Source organism: Enterobacter quasimori (assembly GCF_018597345.1).
GTDB lineage: Bacteria > Pseudomonadota > Gammaproteobacteria > Enterobacterales > Enterobacteriaceae > Enterobacter > Enterobacter mori.
The window spans coordinates 378,356-392,737 of record NZ_JAHEVU010000003.1 but is presented as its reverse complement, the minus strand read 5'-3'; the positions used below and the strand labels follow the sequence as shown (position 1 = coordinate 392,737).

15 protein-coding genes are annotated in these 14,382 nt (G+C 60.9%); 1 reads left to right on the top strand and 14 read right to left on the bottom strand.

Annotated elements, in window-relative coordinates:
* Window positions 1–3: 3 nt before the first annotated feature.
* The 12 genes from KK102_RS13955 to KK102_RS13900 form a co-directional block, all read right to left on the bottom strand.
* The gene (locus KK102_RS13955) at window positions 4–774 is read right to left on the bottom strand and encodes an aspartate dehydrogenase (RefSeq protein ID WP_216357836.1); all 771 of its coding nucleotides are present in this window, start codon (window positions 772–774) and stop codon (window positions 4–6) included.
* Window positions 775–783: 9 nt separating this feature from the next.
* Window positions 784–1,578: an SDR family oxidoreductase gene (locus KK102_RS13950; RefSeq protein ID WP_216357835.1), complete on the bottom strand. Its 795-nt coding sequence runs from the start codon at window positions 1,576–1,578 to the stop codon at window positions 784–786.
* Window positions 1,562–2,332 (bottom strand): alpha/beta fold hydrolase, encoded by a 771-nt coding sequence (locus KK102_RS13945; RefSeq protein WP_216357834.1) that lies wholly within the window; start codon window positions 2,330–2,332, stop codon window positions 1,562–1,564. The genes KK102_RS13950 and KK102_RS13945 overlap by 17 nt, the downstream gene beginning before the upstream one ends.
* Window positions 2,333–2,341: 9 nt before the next feature.
* Window positions 2,342–2,872, bottom strand: a complete 531-nt coding sequence (locus KK102_RS13940; protein ID WP_216357833.1) for a cupin domain-containing protein — start codon at window positions 2,870–2,872, stop codon at window positions 2,342–2,344.
* 10 nt (window positions 2,873–2,882) lie between these two features.
* Window positions 2,883–4,139: an MFS transporter gene (locus tag KK102_RS13935; protein ID WP_126544992.1), complete on the bottom strand. Its 1,257-nt coding sequence runs from the start codon at window positions 4,137–4,139 to the stop codon at window positions 2,883–2,885.
* Between the two features lie 25 nt (window positions 4,140–4,164).
* Window positions 4,165–5,352, bottom strand: a complete 1,188-nt coding sequence (locus KK102_RS13930) for an NAD(P)/FAD-dependent oxidoreductase (RefSeq protein ID WP_216357832.1) — start codon at window positions 5,350–5,352, stop codon at window positions 4,165–4,167.
* The gene (locus tag KK102_RS13925; protein WP_216357831.1) at window positions 5,349–6,275 is read right to left on the bottom strand and encodes a VOC family protein; all 927 of its coding nucleotides are present in this window, start codon (window positions 6,273–6,275) and stop codon (window positions 5,349–5,351) included. Before KK102_RS13925 ends, KK102_RS13930 begins: the two co-directional genes overlap by 4 nt.
* Window positions 6,276–6,353: 78 nt before the next feature.
* Window positions 6,354–7,142 carry an IclR family transcriptional regulator gene (locus tag KK102_RS13920; RefSeq protein ID WP_216357972.1) on the bottom strand — a complete coding sequence of 263 codons (789 nt, stop codon included), beginning with the start codon at window positions 7,140–7,142 and terminating at the stop codon, window positions 6,354–6,356.
* Window positions 7,143–7,154: 12 nt separating this feature from the next.
* A complete protein-coding gene (locus tag KK102_RS13915) occupies window positions 7,155–7,904 on the bottom strand; it encodes an SDR family oxidoreductase (RefSeq protein ID WP_126544995.1) in 750 nt (249 codons plus the stop codon).
* Entirely contained in the window at window positions 7,904–8,926 is a 1,023-nt protein-coding gene (locus KK102_RS13910; RefSeq protein ID WP_216357830.1) for an aromatic ring-hydroxylating oxygenase subunit alpha, read from the bottom strand. The genes KK102_RS13915 and KK102_RS13910 overlap by 1 nt, the downstream gene beginning before the upstream one ends.
* Window positions 8,927–8,936: 10 nt before the next feature.
* A complete protein-coding gene (locus KK102_RS13905; protein WP_126544997.1) occupies window positions 8,937–9,245 on the bottom strand; it encodes a recombinase-like helix-turn-helix domain-containing protein in 309 nt (102 codons plus the stop codon).
* Window positions 9,242–9,565 carry a Rieske (2Fe-2S) protein gene (locus tag KK102_RS13900; protein WP_003860044.1) on the bottom strand — a complete coding sequence of 108 codons (324 nt, stop codon included), beginning with the start codon at window positions 9,563–9,565 and terminating at the stop codon, window positions 9,242–9,244. Before KK102_RS13900 ends, KK102_RS13905 begins: the two co-directional genes overlap by 4 nt.
* 413 nt (window positions 9,566–9,978) lie before the next feature.
* Between KK102_RS13900 and KK102_RS13895 the strand changes: the two genes are divergently transcribed.
* Complete coding sequence (locus KK102_RS13895; RefSeq protein ID WP_216357971.1) at window positions 9,979–11,190, top strand: MFS transporter; 1,212 nt, start codon at window positions 9,979–9,981, stop codon at window positions 11,188–11,190.
* A 3-nt stretch (window positions 11,191–11,193) separates the two neighbouring features.
* On the opposite strand, the gene speB is transcribed toward KK102_RS13895, so the two are convergent.
* Together speB and speA are read right to left on the bottom strand one after the other, a co-directional pair.
* Window positions 11,194–12,114 (bottom strand): agmatinase, encoded by a 921-nt coding sequence (gene speB, locus KK102_RS13890; protein ID WP_006811917.1) that lies wholly within the window; start codon window positions 12,112–12,114, stop codon window positions 11,194–11,196.
* Window positions 12,115–12,400: 286 nt separating this feature from the next.
* Window positions 12,401–14,377: a biosynthetic arginine decarboxylase gene (gene speA / locus KK102_RS13885; protein WP_216357829.1), complete on the bottom strand. Its 1,977-nt coding sequence runs from the start codon at window positions 14,375–14,377 to the stop codon at window positions 12,401–12,403.
* Window positions 14,378–14,382 lie beyond the last annotated feature (5 nt).

The following is a 14,382-nucleotide window of genomic DNA, read 5'->3' as shown; positions in this document are numbered from 1 at the left end:
TCCTCAGCTCAGGGCCAGTTCACGGCAGGCGCGCACCGCGCTCAGTGCCGCCAGGGTGGAGGTTTTAGGATTAGAAGCCAGCGGCAGCCCGCTCAGCTCAAGATGGAACTCGCCGAACAATCCTTCCACGTGCAGCGTGTGGGTATTGCGTTTCGTTAACGGGTCGACCATCAGCTGCACGCGGGTGTCATCCATCCCGACGCCGCCGAGCGCCACGGTTGCCGCCACGTTGGCGTTGGCGGGGAACAGGCGCGCCGCATCGCGGGCGCTGCCCTCGAAGAAGACCTTTGCTTCAGAAACAGAATTGAGATCGATAAGCTGCTCGGCGTAGCTGCCGCGCCAGCTGGCCGGGCTTTTGCGCGACCGGTAGGTCACGCGTTCAAGCCCGCCCTCTTTCGCCGCCGCCAGCCCGTCGATACCGGCAACCGCACCGGAGAGCAGCGTCAGTTTGCCTCCCGCCGCAAGCAGCCGCTGCTCCAGCACGCTGTCCGCCAGCGCACCGGTGGAGATCACCGCCAGATGCCAGCCGCGTCTTAAAATCGCTTCGCCATACTGCGCCACCGCCTGCTGGCTGGCGCACTCCAGCACCAGATCGGGCCTATGCGCGCACTCCGTCGGGGAGGTCAGCGCCACCACATCCTCGCCAAGCTGCGCGCGGATCGCTGCATGGTGAGACTCGCGCGCCACAATCCAGCCGATAGCGACGCCCGCAGGCAGGCGCTCAATCACCGCCTGCGCCATGGCGCCAAACCCAATTAACATTACCTTTTTCATGATGCGTCCTTACAGATGGCGGCAGAAGCCGCCGGAAACGTCCAGCGCGGCGCCGGTGGTAAACGAGGCCAGCGGCGAGGCGAGAAACAGCAGCGCCTGCGCGGGCTCCTGCGGCTTGCCGAGGCGCGCCATCGGAATGCCTCTTTTGCGCGCGATCTCCGCCGTCCATGCCAGCCAGCTCTGGCTTTTGTCCGTCCGGTTCTCAAAGCGGCGCTGCCACTGGCCGGATTCCACCATGCCGAGCAGAATGGAATTGACGCGGATGCCTTTGCCCACCAGCTCTTTCGAGAGCGTAAGCGTCATGTTCAGCAGCGCGGCGCGGGCGGCGGAGGTGGCGATCATGTGCTCCTCCGGCTGCAGCGCCAGCAGGGAGTTCACGCAGGTGATGGAGGCGATGTCGGACTGCTCCAGCAGCGGCTGAAACGCCTGCACCGGGTTGATCACCCCGAATAGCTTCAGCTCGGCCTCGTGCAGCCACGCCTCACGCGGGGTGTCGTGGAAGTGCGCCACGTAGCCCTGCCCGGCGTTGTTAATCAGCATATCCGCCCCGCCAAAGCGAGCCTGCACCGCGTCCGCGAAGGCCTGAATCTCGTCGGCGTTCAGCACGTCGCAGCGATAAGAGAAAATCTCCCCGTTGGGGTATTCGTTTTGCAGCGCCGCGTGGGCGCTGGCGAGCCGGTCCGGATCGCGGCCGCAGAAGGCGACCCTTGCCCCCTCGCCCAGCAGCAGGCGCAGCGTTTCAAAGCCAATGCCGGACGAACCGCCGGTAACGACCGCCACGCGGCCGTCAATGTGTGCATTCATCGCGCACCTCTTCGTTAATGCGTAAAAGCTGTTGGTTAAAAAACGCGTCGTTGTCGAGATAGCTGGCGTGTCCGGCCTGCGGGATCGCGATAAACGGCATGCCGTAGCGCAGCGCCAGCCCCTGCACCAGCTCCGGCTGGGTGATGGCATCCTGCTCGCCGCACCAGACTTCAAAATTGCCCGGGAAGCGCTTAAGCCAGCCGTGAATGTCGTCGTGCACCAGCATCCACGCGGCCGCGAGGTAGCCTTCCGGGCGCAGCGTGCGCATGCCCGCCGCCACGGTGGCAACATCTTCCTCTCGCGCGCCGGGGCGCAGCAGTTTCACGGCGCGGGTCTGGGCGAGGATCTCACCGCCCAATGCCATCTGCTGTTCGCGGCTGCGCCAGACCTGCACGCGCTGCGCCGGTGCGGCATTGCCGTAGCCCTGCGCGGCGTCCGCCAGCACCAGATGGATGACGCGATCCGGGAACTTCGCCGCAAAGGCGCTGGCGACCAGTGCGCCGAGCGAATGGCCGACCAGCACCGCCTGCCAGACGCCCGCGCGGTCAAGCATCGCCGCCAGCGCGTCGGCGTAATCCCCCGCGTTTGCCCGCTCAACCGCCAGCATCGGGCTTTCGCCATAGCCGGGCATGTCCCACGCCAGCACGCGAAAGCCGTCCAGCGCCATCTGCTTGTGCCAGGAGGCCGCGCCGGAGCTGATACCGTGCAGCAGCATCAGCGGGATGCCGCTTCCCTGTTCACGAAAACCCGTCATCATGCCCCCTTAGTTCCGCTTCACTTTGGACAGCGGATGATCGGCGGGGTAGGTTGGGATTTCCGGCCTGTTGGTCCCCAGCATGACGCACATCAGCGCCTCTTCTTCCCCATGGTTAAACAGCCCGCGGTAGATGCCCGGCGGGACGGAGATCAGGTCGCGCTCGCGCAGCACGGTTTCGGTGTAGTTCTCACCGTCCTGGATCATCAGCGTGATCTGGCCTTTAAGCATGAAGAACACCTCTTCCACGTCATCGTGCAGGTGCAGCGGCCCTTCGCACTTCGACGGCAGCACCATGGTGGAGAAGGTAAAATGGTCCGCCTGCACGGTGTTGGTGTCGTTCGCGACGCCCGTTGCCCCGGTGCCGATATAGCGCATCTGCGCCCGGCGGTATTTCGGATCAAAATCGGCCTGGAACTTCAGCGCGTTCCAGTCGTACTTGCGGCCTTCGAAGCGCGCAATGCGCGACTCGACCCACTCTTCCATCGTCAGGTGGTCAGGTTTGATGCCTGTTGTGTTGGTTACGGTTGAATCAGTCATGACACTCTCCTCAGTAACGTCTCAGCAGCGGCAGTAACAGGACGCAGCCCACCGCCGCCATCACCGCCAGAAAAATCAGCCCGGAATCCATGCTGTGGGTGAAGGCGATTAACACCCCCATCACCGCTGGCGACAGCGCGCCCGCAAAGTTTCCCAGCCCGTTGAAAATGCCGCCCGCCGTGGCGCTCACCCGCGGATGGGTGGCCTTCGCCAGCAGGGCGAAAATGTTGGGTGCGCCGGTGCCCCACATAAAGGTGCTGAAGCTCATCGCCGCGATGATGGCCAGCGGGGTGTCGAGGTGCATCACCGCCGCCAGGCCTACCGCCGCTCCCGCCATCGAGATAAAGCAGGCCGCCGCGCGCTTATCGACCCGGTCCGACAGCCACGCGCCAATGACCTCGCCCGCCAGCATGGCGATGAACGGCATCGACGACAGCCAGCCCGCGTGCTCCAGGTGAATGCCTTTGCCCTTAATCAGGTAGCCCGGCAGCCAGCCGTTGATGCCCCACAGGTAGGTCAGGAAAGCGATATTAAAGATGCAGATGATCCAGAAGTGCGGGCTGACAAACAGCTCGCGGCGCGCGGCGCGGCGCTCGTCCTGCGACGCCTGCGAGGTGCCGGGCTTCGTATCCAGACGGATCCCGCGCAGCCCGATGCGCACGAAAATCAGCACCGGTACGGTGAGCATCGCCATCACGAAGAAGGTGCTCTGCCAGCCGAAGGCGTTCAGCAGCCAGAGGGAGAGCGGGAAGCCAATCGCCGCGCCCACCGGCGTGCCCAGCAGCCACAGCATGGTGGCGCGCGCCTGAAGATGCTGCGGGAAGTTGTGGCGCACGATGGCGAAGGCCAGCGGGAACAGCGGCCCTTCCGCCACGCCCAGCAGAATGCGCAGGACGATCATCAGCGTGTAGTTATGGGTAAAGCCCATCGCCACCATCAGCACGCACCACACCGCCATCATGCCCGTGAGCAGGCGCAGCGGCGCAATTTTGTCGCCTAAACCGCTTAAAAACACCGATGAGAAGCCATAGCTCAGCAGGAAAGCGCTCATCAAAATGCCGAGACGCGTGGTGTCGAAATCAATGCCCATCGCCTGCTGGAAATGGGTATCCGAAAAGAGCGCCGCGATGCTGATTTTGTCGAAAAACGCCAGCAGCACGCAGGCCAGCAGCGACAGCGGGATGGCCCAGCGCACCGCTTTTTCAGGCGTACGGGTTCCCTCACCGCTTGCCTCAACGGGCGCGGTGTTAGTCTCTAGTGTGGTCATCTCTCCCCCTACGGGTGCGGGTTAGCTATCGCAATGACATCAGTGAAAAGGTCGGGTCGGTGAGCGGCACGTCGGACAGATCCCGCCCCGCCGCCATCCAGCGCTTCGCCAGCTTGACGGTGCGCGCGTCGTTGAACGCCACCAGCTGCGTCAGCCGCCCGTTGTCGTCCAGCGAGAAGTACAGCGCCTCTTCACGCACAACCGTTCTGCTGCCCGGCTGCGGAATGCCGAGGATCTGAATGTTGTGCTGGTATTGATCCGACCACAGCCACGGCGCGTCGTCGTAGCCCGGCGCATCGGGGTTGAGCATCGCCTTCGCCGTCGCCACCGCCTGATTCTGGGCGAAGGCCCAGGACTGAATGCACAGGCCGTAGTGATGATGCTGCGCCACATCGCCGGCGGCGAAGATGAACGGATCCGACGTTCGCCCCTGGGCATCCACGACGATCCCGCGCCCGGTTTTCAGCCCCGCGTCGCGGGCCAGCTCCTGATTGAGATCGACGCCGATCCCCACCACCACCGCATCAAAGGTTTCACGCTGGCCGTCGCAGTGGATAACCGGCAGGCCGTTATCGTCCTCCAGCTCCAGCGCGCCGCAGCCGGTTCGGATATCCACGCCCTGCTCGCGGTGAAGGGCCTCTAAGCGCTGCGATACCTCGCCGCTCACCGAGCGCATGCAGAGCGCGGGCTGCTGCTCGAACAGGGTGACTGCCACGCCGCGTTTGCGCGCGGACGCGGCAATTTCCAGGCCGATCCAACCGCCGCCGACGATCGCCAGGGTTTGGCTTTCCGCCAGCCGACCTTTCAGGCGCTGCGCGTCCTGCCAGTGGCGCAGGGTATAGACCTGCGGATGCGCAGCCCACGCCTCACCCGGCACGCGCGCCCGCCCTCCGGTAGCAATTAAAAGGATGTTGTAACTAAGAAGCTCGCCGTTGCTTAAACGCACCGTTTTCGCCTCGCGGTCGATCTGCTCCGCACGCAGCGGACGGTGCCAGGTCAGGTTAAGCTTCCGCTGCGCTTCGTCGGAAAACAGGCGCGGAAGCGCCGCGTCCGGCTCCAGCAGAGAGGCTTTCGACAGCGGCGGACGCTCGTAGAAATCCCACTCTTCTTCCGCCACCACGCAAATCTCGCCGTCGAAGCCCTCGTCGCGCAGGGTTTTCGCCGCCCAGCCGCCCGCCTGGCCGCCGCCGATAATGACAATGCGCGACGTCATACCGCCTCCGGCTTTTTCTGCTGGCGGCGCGTGTCGTGGTCGATCCCGCCTTCCACCGCCCATTCGGTAAAGGAGACCAGCGAGTGCTCCAGCTCGCGCGGCTGCCAGTTCTCGGTCAGGTAGTCGTCGTTGGTGTAATACTCGAACGCCCCGCCGGTCGGGCTGTTGACGTACCAGAAGTACGCCGACGACACCGGATGGCGGCCCGGCCCGATAAAGGTGCTCCAGTCATTTTTATTCATCGCGATACCGCCGCCGATCACCTCGTGAATGTCGCGCACGGTGAAGGCCACGTGGTTCAGCCCGCGCCTGCGGTTCGGCAGCTGCAGCAGGAACAGGTTGTGATGACCGCCGCGCGCGCCGCAGCGCAGGAACACGGCGCGGTTGATGTAGCGGTCAGAGACCTGGAAGCCGAGCACCTCGCGGTAGAATTTTTCCACCGCGGCCAGCTCCTCCACGAAGAACACCACGTGCCCCACGTTGATGGGCTGGGCGCGATCGTAAACCGGGCTGGGCGTGTCGATCCGGCGGGCGTCGCCCCACTGGTTGATCGGCTCAACGTTCAGCTCCACGTCGGTCTGCTGGCTAACCTGCACGCGCAGCGTCATGCCGTTCGGGTCGAGGCACTCCAGCGCGTCGCCCACCTCGCGAAAGCCGGGCTGCTGCGCCAGCTTCGGGCGCAGCGCGTTAAGATCTGACTGACTCGCAACCGCCCAGGTCATGCGGCGAAGGGTGTTGCCCACCTCAAACGCGGGCGGCAGCTCGGGGCTGTCGATGGGATTAAGCTCCACACGCGCGCCGCTTAGGGTGGTAAAACGCTGGCCGCTGGCATCGCCCGTCAGGCCAAAATCACGCATAAATTTGGCGCAGTGCGTCAGGTCTTCCACGCCAAATTCCAGCTTTTCAATTCCGGTTACACTCATCGTTCGTTGCCTCATCTGGCCCAAATTGGGCGTAAAACATGCCCGACGCGGTCAAGCGCCTGACGTTAACTCACTGATTTAACTGGCCTGTGACAGGTATCCTAAGAAGCCAGAAATTTTATCCGCCGCGAGGCGAACCTCGTTTTGCAGGCGCTCGCGGTCGGACTGCGGGATCTCTTCCGACGGCACCAGAATGCTGATCACCGCCGCCACGCGTCCGCTTCGGTCATACACCGGGTAGACGATGGAGGAGATGCCGTGGCGGAAGAAGGATTCGCCGATAACGTACCCGCGGGCTTTGTCCTGCTGCACCATCTGCCACAGGGCTTCGCGGTCGTGAAGCTGTCCCGGCGCGTTGCCCGGCAGGCGCTCGTGCGGAAACAGCTGTTCAAACTCGGCGCGGGAAATATCGGTCAGCAGCATGCGGCCGAGCGAGGTGCAGTGCACCGGAAGACGGGTGCCAATGCTGACCTGATTGATACGCGACCCGGCGGCGCTGACGCGGGCGATGTAGATAATGTCGCGCCCATCGCGGATCGCCAGATGGCTGCTGCACTGGCTCACGTCGCGCAGCTGCTCGATAACCGGCTGGCCAACCTGGGCCACGTCCAGCGAGGCGATGTACTCAAAGCCGAGACGCAGCACGTTCATGCCCAGCGAGAAGGTATTGGTGCGTGCGTTGCGCTCCAGAAAGCCCATAAACTCCAGCGTCTGTACCACGCGGTAGGCGGTGGCCTTCGGCATATCCACCAGCCGGTGCAGCTCGGCAAAGGTCAGTTCGCGATGCTGCTCGCCAAAGGCCAACAGCAGCTGTAAACCGCGCTCCAGCCCCGGCACCAGATACTTCACTTCCCGATCGTTTGCCATCATCGCCCTACCTCAATTAAAGACAAAACCGCCGTTGACCGGGATCAGCTGTCCGGTGATGAACCGCGACAGATCGCTTAACAGCCAGACCACGCTGCCGGTGACATCCTCCGGCTGCTGCGCCCCTGTTAATGCGCGACCGTTTTCGTAAAGCTGATGCCGCTCGGCCGGCACATATTCGGTTGCCTCGACGCGGGTTAAACCCGGGGCGATGGCGTTGATTCGAATGCGCTTTTCGCCAAGCTCGCGCGCCATTGAGCGGGTCATGGCAATCACCGCGCCCTTGCTGGCGACGTAGGCCATCAGGCGCGGCGCGCCCCACAGCGCGGTGTCGGACGCCACGTTCACAATGCCCGCCCCTTCGCGCAGCAGCGGCACGGCGGCGCGCGTCACCAGCCAGGTACCTTTGACGTTCACGCTCATCACGCGGTCCCACAGGTCCGGATCGTAATCGAGCATGTTTTTGCCGCCCACGCCCGTTGCCATCGCCGCGTTGTTGACCAGGCCGTCAATCTGCCCCTGCACGCCAATGGCGCTAAAGACCTGCTCGATGGAATGCGGATCGGCCAGATCGATAACGTGCGCTTCGATCGCATAGCCCTGTTCGCTCAGCCGATGTGCGCTTTCGGCCAGCTCGCCTTTGAGAATGTCGCACATCACTACGTTTGCACCCTGCTCCGCGCAGGCTTTGGCAAAGTGGTAGCCCAGCCCGCGCGCGGCACCGGTAACGACGATGCGCTTTCCGCTCAGCAGCCCGTTCATCAGGCGGCTCCCTGCTGTGCTTCGCGTGCTGCCAGCTGATCTTTCGCGGCTTTTTGCATCATGCGGCGCAGGCGGGAGAGGCCGACGTCGTGCTGGTAGAGGTATTCATGGTCGCGGGCGTTTGGCGCCATGCTTTCCAGCACCACGCGGTCCTGCTCCAGCACTTCCCAGTGCAGCTTCTCCAGACGGTTACGGTACATGAAGCGCCACATGTCGCGCTGCCAGCCCTGCACGCGGCGGATGCGCCAGAAGAAGACGCGGCAGTTGTCGTTATCTTCCGGCACCACCATGCCGACGATAAAGAAGTGGCCACCCGGTCCGAAGCGTTTCTTGTACGGAATGGAGAGGCGCATCCAGCAGGTGCCGCTGTTACCCAGCTCAACCCAGTCGAAGTTGACGCCGCTCTGCCCTTTCTTCTCAAAGATGAAGCCGGTTTTGGTCGGCTGGAGCACCATGTCGGCCTTGCGATCCCCTTCCGCCATTGAGTGCGACGATGAATGCAGATAGGTGCCGTGCATCGGGTCCATCACGTTTTCCAGCGCGTACTGGTAGTTGCACTTCCACGCGGCGGTGCAGAGGAAGTTGCTGAAGTTCTCCGTATCGGCAAGTTCATCCGGGAAGGTCAGCGCGTCCGGCTGCTGGTCAGCGGTAACGCCAAACCACAGGAAGATGGCGCCGTGCGCCTCCTGTACGTTGTAGCTGCGCACGCACTGCTGGCCGACCAGCGGGCATTTATCCACGGCGGGCACATCTTTTACCTCGCCGTTGCCCGCCACCTCCACGCCGTGATACCAGCAGGCAATGCGGTCGCCGAGGTTCCAGCCCATCGACAGGCGCGCGCCGCGGTGCGGGCAGCGGTCTTCCAGCGCCTGCACCTGGCCGTCTTTGTTGCGCCAGACCACAATCTGCTCGCCCAGGCGGGTGATGCCCACAGGAGCAGACTGCACTTCCCAGCTTGCCAGTACCGGATACCAGAGGCCGCGCAGGCCTTTATCGAGATAGTTTTGTTCGGTCGTCGTCATCGCATTGCCCTCAGTAGCCGTTAACCTGTAAGAATGCCTGGAAGCTGGCGTCGCTCCACGGCTCGCCCTGCTGGTCGTGCATGCGCACCGCGTTCAGCCCGTTCACCAGTTCCGGTAGGGTTTCAACGCCCTGTTCGAAGAGATCTTCCAGCGTGGCAATCAGGTTCACCTCCCAGCTTTCCGGCTCGCGGCTGCGGGTTTGCCAGATCAGGTTGGTGTAGTCACCCGGCTTATGGATCGCGCCGTTGCCGCCCTCTGCAGGCGGGGTAAACTGGCGGCTTTCCGGCAGCGCCGGGTTGTAGTTCAGGGTGTTGCTCATGCCACGGTCTCCTCGACGAAGGTAATCTGAATTTGGTTTTCAAAGACCCGAACCGGGTAGCGGTTCAGATTGCGACCACCGGGGCCGTGCAGGCACTGGCCAGTTTTGACGTCAAACACCGCCTCATGCAGAGGGCATTCCACTTTGCCGTCCTCCACAAATCCCTGGCTCAGCAGGGCATAAGCGTGCGGGCATACGTCTTCCAGTGCGTAATATTCACCGTCAATCAAATAAACGCCGATCTCTTTACCGTCGACGTTGCCGCTAAAAGGGAAATCTTCCTGTACTTGTTCTGCGTCACATACGCCTATCCAGCTCATCACGATCCTCCAGGCTTTTGTTTCATATATGAAACTCTGTTTCTTATTTAATACGGTCAATATAAAACCGATGAATGTTTCGTCAAGCGTCAATGTGACAATTTTGTTAATCAAACAGGTATTAATTAACTAAGTGTGCAAAGGATCACGAAAAAATGCAGCGATATGAAATTTTCATTATTGTGGCGTGATAAATACGATTTATTAATGCCCTCGATATTTCAATAAAAGATATTGACTTCTTTTCTTTTTGTTCCTTAAAAATAAAGTAGCGTCACATCTTTAGTGTTTCATCTGTGAAACAAAAAATTATTTATCATTAATAAACAATGAGTTTCACCAGTGAACCATTTTAGATCCGTGACAATCACTTTGATAAAAATATAAATAAATGAAAACGTAAGGCGGGCATGATGACGGCAAGATGGCAAGGTACAATTGCACTGTTATTACTGATTATTATTTCCTACGTCGACCGGGTTAATATCTCGGTAATGATTTTAAATCCTGAATTTGCCGAACATTTTCAGCTAAATGAAAACAGAATGTTACAGGGAATGCTTATGACCTGCTTTCTGCTGGGTTATGGTTTTTCGGCTTTATTATTAACGCCAGTTATCGAAAGCAAACTCCATTACCGTCAGGGATTATTAAGCAGCATTGCGATTTGGGCCGCGGTCTGCGCAATTTCTCCGCTGCTGGGTTCGCTAATGGGCATGCTTATCGCCCGCGTGATTTTGGGCGTTGCCGAAGGACCGCTCTTTTCGCTGAAGACGCGCTTTATCAACGATAACTTTAGCGCGGAAGAGATCGGCAAACCCAACGCCGTCACCGCGCTGGGCGTCTCGCTCGGGCTGGCCGTGGGCTTTCCGCTGGTCACCTGGCTGATGGCGCATCTGGGCTGGGCCGGGTCGTTTTACGCGCTGGCGGTGATGAATCTGGTGTTGGGCGGCGGGCTCATCTGGCGTTTTCTGCCCGCGCCACACAGCCCGGTGAAGATGAAAAAACCGGGGTTTGTTCGCACCTTCACGCTGGCCTGGCAGACGCCGCTGCTGGGCTGGATCCTGCTGGTTGAAATCGCCACGCTGAGCTATCTGTGGGGCAGCAGCGCGTGGCTGCCCGCATGGCTGCGTGACGAGCACCACTTCTCGCTGCACGCGACGGGCATGCTTGCGGCGGTCCCCTTCCTGCTGAGCCTGGGGTCAAAGTTTCTGGGCGGCGTGCTGCTCGACAAAATGCGGCCGGAACAGGCGCCGGTACTGTTTGTGGTGGGCGGTACGTTGACGGCACTCTCCGTAGTCGCGCTGATGCTCAGCCATCAACCCGCATGGCTGGCGCTGTTTATGCTGTCTGCCAACGTGTTCTGGGGACTTCAGGGAGCGGCTATTCCTGCGGTAATCCAGCATCACGCCGCCCGGGATGCCGTGGGCAGCGCGTACGGCATTATTAATGGGATAGGCAATATCTGCGCGGCGTTTATTCCGCTACTGATGGGGATGGTGATGAAATCGGTGGGGTCGGTCAGCTCTGGCTTTTCGGTGCTGGTCGTCTCACAAGTGATTACCCTGCTCGCCGGAGGAATGCTGCTGCTGCGCATGCGTCGCGCAGCAGCAGTGAGCGCGTAAGGCTTATTCGCCTTTTTTCGCCGCCTGGATGTAGAGCATTTCCAGCGCCAGGGTCGCCGCGGCCAGCGCGGTGATCTCGGACTGGTCATAGGCCGGAGCCACTTCTACCACGTCCATCCCGACGATGTTCAGATCCTTCAGGCCGCGCACCAGCTTGATCGCGCGGTCTGAGGTCAGGCCGCCGATAACAGGCGTACCGGTGCCCGGCGCAAAAGCCGGATCCAGGCAGTCGATATCGAAAGTCAGGTACACAGGCATATCGCCGACGATCTGCTTAACCTGCGCCAGAATATCGTCCACGCCGCGATCGTTGACCTGGCCCGCATCCAGCACGGTGAAGCCGTTGTCTTTGTCGAACTCGGTGCGGATACCGATCTGCACCGAGTGGTTAGGATCGATCAGGCCTTCGTTCGGCGCGGTGTAGAACATGGTGCCGTGGTCGAACTCGCAGCCGTTCGCGTAGGTGTCGGTATGCGCATCGAAGTGCACCAGCGCCATTTTACCGAAGTGCTTGGCGTGAGCGCGCAGCAGCGGCAGGGTCACGAAGTGGTCACCGCCGAAGGAGAGCATGCGCTTGCCGGCCGCCAGCAGCTTCTCGGCGTGGGCCTGCAGCTTTTCGCTCATCTCACGCGCGTCGCCGAAGGCGTACACCAGGTCACCGCAGTCCACCACGTTCAGGCGCTCGCGCATGTCGAAGTTCCACGGGAAGCGGTTGTGCTCCCAGGCCAGGTTGGTAGAAACCTGACGGATAGCTGCCGGGCCGTGACGACCGCCCGCGCGACCGGACGTTGCCATGTCGAACGGTACGCCGGTGATCACCCAGTCAGCGTCGCTGTCGTACGGCTGGAAGTTCATTGGAAGGCGTAAAAAACCAAACGCGTTAGATACCAGAGAGTTATCGTACTGATGACCTAAAGTGCTCATGTCCTGACCTCTTTTAACGTCGATACATTAAAAACAGATGAAAAAAAATCCCCTCCGCGTCGTTAAACCCGACGAGGAAGGGATTGATTCGTAAATCGCTAATTGGGGCAAATTATCGCCGGTAATGCGTACGGGTTCAAGTGAGTATAGCATTCTGCCGGATGACGGCTCCGCCTTATCCGGCCTACATACGTAGGCCCGGTAAGCGCAGCGCCACCGGGCATCAGCGGCACAGCAGCCTGCTGCCCTCACCCCGCCCCTCTCCCACAGGGAGAGGGAGGTTAACCTACTCGTCTTCCAGGTAGGTGTACCCGTACAGACCCGCTTCAAACTCTTCCAGGAACTGCTGCTGGAGCGCATCGTCCAGACCGGTGTTTTTCACCTGGTCGCGGAACTGGGTGAGCAGTTTTTTCGGATCCAGCTGAACGTATTCCAGCATGTCCGCGACGGTGTCCCCTTCGTCAGACAGCTCGACTTCCACGTTGCCGTCAGGGAAGACGAACACGTCAACCGCTTCGGTATCACCGAACAGGTTGTGCATGTTGCCGAGGATCTCCTGATACGCGCCAACCATAAAGAAGCCCAGCATCGGCGGGTTCTCCGGGTCGTACTCCGGCATTGGCATCGTCGTTGCGATACCGTCGCCGTCAACGTAGTGGTCGATAGCGCCATCTGAATCACAGGTGATGTCCAGCAGCACCGCACGACGTTCCGGGGCGTGGTTCAGCCCTTCCAGCGGCAGAACCGGGAACAGCTGGTCGATACCCCAGGCATCCGGCATCGACTGGAACAGCGAGAAGTTGACGTACATTTTGTCCGCCATACGTTCCTGCAGCTCGTCGATAATCGGACGGTGTGCGCGGTTGCTCGGGTCGAGTTGCTTCTGCACTTCATGGCACATGTTCAGATAGAGCTGCTCTGCCCACGCGCGCTCCTGCAGGCTAAAGGTGCCGGAGGAATAGCCCACGTGAATATCGTGCAGGTCCATCTGGCTGTCGTGCAGCCATTCGCGCAGGGAACGGCGCGTGCCCGGCTCGTGCATCTCCTGCCAGGTTTCCCACATGCTTTGCAGGGAACGCGGGGCATCTTCTGCCGGAGGCGTCGCGTCGGTGATTTCGCTACGCTCAACACCGATGATGTTAGAGACCAGCACCGTATGGTGCGCGGTAACCGCGCGGCCAGATTCGGTGATCACCGTCGGATGCGGTAGGCCGTTCTCTTCACAGGCATCGCCAATCGCCCAGATAATATTGTTGGCGTATTCGTTCAGGCCGTAGTTCACGGAGCAGTCGGACTGCGAGCGGGTACCTTCGTAATCCACGCCCAGGCCGCCGCCCACGTCGAAGCACTGAATGTTCACGCCAAGCTTGTGCAGCTCAACGTAGAAGCGCGCCGATTCACGCACGCCGGTGGCGATGTCGCGAATATTGGCCATCTGTGAGCCGAGGTGGAAGTGCAGCAGCTGAATGCTGTCGAGACGACCGCGCTCGCGCAGAATTTCCACCAGCTGCAGCACCTGGTTCGCCGCGAGGCCGAACTTGGATTTTTCACCGCCGGAGGACTGCCATTTACCGGACCCCTGCGACGCCAGACGCGCGCGCACGCCAAGGCGTGGGATGACGTTCAGACGCTCAGCCTCTTCCAGCACGATAGCGATTTCGGTCATCTTCTCGATAACCAGATAGACCTTGTGGCCCATCTTCTCGCCAATCAGCGCCAGACGAATGTATTCACGGTCTTTATAGCCGTTACAGACGATCACCGAACGGGTCATGCCCGCGTGCGCCAGAACCGCCATCAGTTCCGCTTTGGAGCCGGCTTCCAGGCCCAGCGGTTCACCGGAGTGGATCAGGGATTCAATCACGCGGCGGTGCTGGTTTACCTTGATCGGGTAAACCAGGAAGTAGTCGCCTTTATAGCCGTAGGATTCCCGCGCGCGTTTGAACGCGGCGTTAATAGAACGCAGGCGATGTTGCAGGATCTGCGGGAAGCAGAACAGTGCAGGCAAACGCTGGCCCTGTGCTTCGCGGGCTTTCACCAGTTTGGCGAGATCGACGCGCGCTTCAGGGACGTCCGGGTCCGGGCAGACGCTGATGTGGCCCAGTTCGTTGACGTCGTAATAGTTATTGCCCCACCAGGCAATATTGTAAGTGCGCAGCATCTTGCTGGCTTCCTGGGAGCTCATCGCAACCTCCTGCATAGAACGTAGTACACCCTGTTCGCCCGCTGACGAAGGCGAAAAAGAAGACATGTCGTCAGACATAGCGA

Bases quoted from the DNA above. Each gene is read 5' to 3' on its own strand.
- KK102_RS13945 (WP_216357834.1), bottom strand. From the start codon at position 2,332: ATGACGGGTTTTCGTGAACAGGGAAGCGGCATCCCGCTGATGCTGCTG.
- KK102_RS13925 (WP_216357831.1), bottom strand. From the start codon at position 6,275: ATGAGTGTAACCGGAATTGAAAAGCTGGAATTTGGCGTGGAAGACCTG.
- KK102_RS13910 (WP_216357830.1), bottom strand. From the start codon at position 8,926: ATGACGACGACCGAACAAAACTATCTCGATAAAGGCCTGCGCGGCCTC.
- KK102_RS13950 (WP_216357835.1), bottom strand. From the start codon at position 1,578: ATGAATGCACACATTGACGGCCGCGTGGCGGTCGTTACCGGCGGTTCG.
- KK102_RS13900 (WP_003860044.1), bottom strand. From the start codon at position 9,565: ATGAGCTGGATAGGCGTATGTGACGCAGAACAAGTACAGGAAGATTTC.
- KK102_RS13920 (WP_216357972.1), bottom strand. From the start codon at position 7,142: ATGGCAAACGATCGGGAAGTGAAGTATCTGGTGCCGGGGCTGGAGCGC.
- speA (WP_216357829.1), bottom strand. From the start codon at position 14,377: ATGTCTGACGACATGTCTTCTTTTTCGCCTTCGTCAGCGGGCGAACAG.
- speB (WP_006811917.1), bottom strand. From the start codon at position 12,114: ATGAGCACTTTAGGTCATCAGTACGATAACTCTCTGGTATCTAACGCG.
- KK102_RS13940 (WP_216357833.1), bottom strand. From the start codon at position 2,872: ATGACTGATTCAACCGTAACCAACACAACAGGCATCAAACCTGACCAC.
- KK102_RS13955 (WP_216357836.1), bottom strand. From the start codon at position 774: ATGAAAAAGGTAATGTTAATTGGGTTTGGCGCCATGGCGCAGGCGGTG.
- KK102_RS13930 (WP_216357832.1), bottom strand. From the start codon at position 5,352: ATGACGTCGCGCATTGTCATTATCGGCGGCGGCCAGGCGGGCGGCTGG.
- KK102_RS13905 (WP_126544997.1), bottom strand. From the start codon at position 9,245: ATGAGCAACACCCTGAACTACAACCCGGCGCTGCCGGAAAGCCGCCAG.
- KK102_RS13915 (WP_126544995.1), bottom strand. From the start codon at position 7,904: ATGAACGGGCTGCTGAGCGGAAAGCGCATCGTCGTTACCGGTGCCGCG.
- KK102_RS13895 (WP_216357971.1), top strand. From the start codon at position 9,979: ATGACGGCAAGATGGCAAGGTACAATTGCACTGTTATTACTGATTATT.
- KK102_RS13935 (WP_126544992.1), bottom strand. From the start codon at position 4,139: ATGACCACACTAGAGACTAACACCGCGCCCGTTGAGGCAAGCGGTGAG.